Origin of the sequence: Actinomadura fibrosa (assembly GCF_900659615.1) — a bacterium.
Classification (GTDB): domain Bacteria; phylum Actinomycetota; class Actinomycetes; order Streptosporangiales; family Streptosporangiaceae; genus Spirillospora; species Spirillospora fibrosa.
The window spans coordinates 1-2,035 of the sequence record NZ_CAACUY010000519.1 but is presented as its reverse complement, the minus strand read 5'-3'; the positions used below and the strand labels follow the sequence as shown (position 1 = coordinate 2,035).

Genomic DNA, 2,035 nt, shown 5'->3' with positions numbered 1-2,035 from the left:
AGCGGCCCGTGAACCCGGACGGCGGCCAGCCGAACGCCCGGTCGGCGTTGACCGAGTTGACCAGGACGACCAGCAGCGGCACGTAGATCACCGCGAGGCGAGGGCCTGCCGGGTGCCGGGGGACGCGAGCCAGCCGGGGGGCGTGAACCCGGTGACGCCGATGTCGGCGTCGGCGAGCAGGCCGAGGCCGGCCCGCAGGCGCGCGACGGCCTGCGCCGAGGTCAGCGACCAGAACTCGCCGGCGCCGCGGGCCATGACCTGGTTGACGCCGCGGCGCCAGGCCGGTCCGCCCGGCACGCCCTCGTGCCGGTAGCCGTGGAGGGCGAGCTCGTGGCCGCGGCGGGCGGCGGCGTGCAGGGACGCGACGAGCGGGGCGTCGGCGGGCAGGGAGGGGCCTCCCCCGAACGGTCCGGGGATGACGAGGAGCGTGGCGGGGACGCCGCGCTCGTCGAGGTCGGCGAGCCAGCGGGCGGTCGGTCCGGCGGTGGACGGGGCGACGTCGTGGAGGGACACGACGAACGGGAACCGGGTCGTCATCAGGCGGCGCTCTCCGTGCGTCCGCGCGGGGAGGCGGGGCGGCGCCGGGCGGACGGGCCGTACACGAGTTCCCGGTAGTGGCCCATGAGCTCGCCGCAGACGGTGTCCCAGTCGCGGCCCCGGACGGACTCGGCGGCCTGGACGGCCATGCGCCGCCGCATCCGGTCATCGTCCACGAGCGTGGACACGGCGGCGCGGAACCCGGCGCCGTCGCCGGGCGGGTACAGCAGCCCGTTGACGCCGGGGCGGACGAGGTCGAGCGGCCCTCCCGCCGCGGCGGCCACCACGGGCACGCCGGCGGCCAGGCCCTCCTGCACGGCCTGGCAGAACGTCTCGTCGGTGCCGGGGTGCACGAACACGTCGAGGGAGGCGACGAGCTCGGACAGCTCCTTACCGGTCTGGAAACCGGTGAACACGGCGTCCGGCATGCGGCGGCTCAGCCGTTCCCGCTCCGGCCCGTCGCCGACGACGACGACCCGCGCGCCGGGGACGCCGACCAGGCGGGTCAGCATCTCGGGGCGCTTCTCGGCGGCGAGCCGCCCGACGTAGCCGACGAGGGCGCGGCCGTCCGGGGACAGCCGGGCGCGGAGCTCCGCGGAGCGGTGCGACGGGTGGAAGCGGGAGCGGTCCACGCCCCGGCCCCAGCGGGCGAGGCGGGGCACGCCGCGCCGCTCCAGCTCGTCCAGCACGGGGGTGGACGGGGCGAGCGTGCGGTCGGCGCGGCCGTGCAGGCGGCGCAGCCACCACCAGACGAGCGGGTCGGTGCCGCGCAGCCCGTACCGGCGGGCGAACCCGGCGATGTCGGTCTGGAACACGGCGACGGCGGGCACGTCGAGGCGCCGCGCGGCGGCGAGCCCGGACATGCCGAGCACGAGCGGGGAGGCGAGGTGGACGATGTCGGGTCCGAAGTCGCGCAGGATCGCGGTGACGCGCCGGGTGGGGACTCCCACGGCGAACGACGGGTAGAACGGCAGCGCGACGCCCCGGACCTCCGCGACCGGCGCGCCGGCGTGCGAGCCGGGTCCGGGTCCGGGGGCGACGACGAGGGCCTCGTGGCCGTGGGCGGCGAGGTGTTCGAGAACGCGGCAGACCGAGCCCGTGACCCCGTTCACGCGGGGGAGGAACGACTCGGTCACGATGGCGACCTTCACGGCGGAGAGAGTCTCCATGGAGCGCGACGTCCCGGTCGCGTCCCGACACCCGCGAGGCGAACATCACGCGAACGTGCGTCTGCGCCTCGTGATCATCCGGTCGCGCTGAGCCGCCGCGCGCACCGCGCGAGCAGGACGAGCAGCAGCGCCGGGGCGACGAGGACCGCGGCCCGCAGCGTGGTGAGGTCGGCGAGCGTGCCGAGGACGAGCGGCGCCGTCCCGATCGCGACGCCGGACGCGAGGGCGCAGCGCGCCGCCGCGCGGACCGGCGCGTCCGGCCACGCGGCGAGCGCCCGGCCGAGGATCACCGGGTAGAGCAGCGCGACGCCGAGCCCGGCGACGAGCAG

General features: G+C 77.4%; 2 protein-coding genes and 1 pseudogene. All 3 read right to left on the bottom strand.

Annotation, left to right across the window (positions count from 1 at the left end):
• Positions 1 to 87: 87 nt before the first annotated feature.
• Positions 88 to 537 (bottom strand): DUF2334 domain-containing protein, encoded by a 450-nt coding sequence (locus E1300_RS49305; RefSeq protein WP_131764127.1) that lies wholly within the window; start codon positions 535 to 537, stop codon positions 88 to 90.
• Positions 537 to 1,706, bottom strand: coding sequence for a glycosyltransferase family 4 protein (locus E1300_RS49300; RefSeq protein WP_131764126.1), 1,170 nt, complete (start codon positions 1,704 to 1,706; stop codon positions 537 to 539). The genes E1300_RS49305 and E1300_RS49300 overlap by 1 nt, the downstream gene beginning before the upstream one ends.
• Positions 1,707 to 1,780: 74 nt before the next feature.
• Positions 1,781 to 2,035, bottom strand: a pseudogene (locus E1300_RS51165) (hypothetical protein); the annotation flags it as partial.

Excerpts from the sequence above, each read along its gene's own strand:
- E1300_RS49305 (WP_131764127.1), bottom strand. The coding sequence starts at position 537 with ATGACGACCCGGTTCCCGTTCGTCGTGTCCCTCCACGACGTCGCCCCG.
- E1300_RS49300 (WP_131764126.1), bottom strand. The coding sequence starts at position 1,706 with ATGGAGACTCTCTCCGCCGTGAAGGTCGCCATCGTGACCGAGTCGTTC.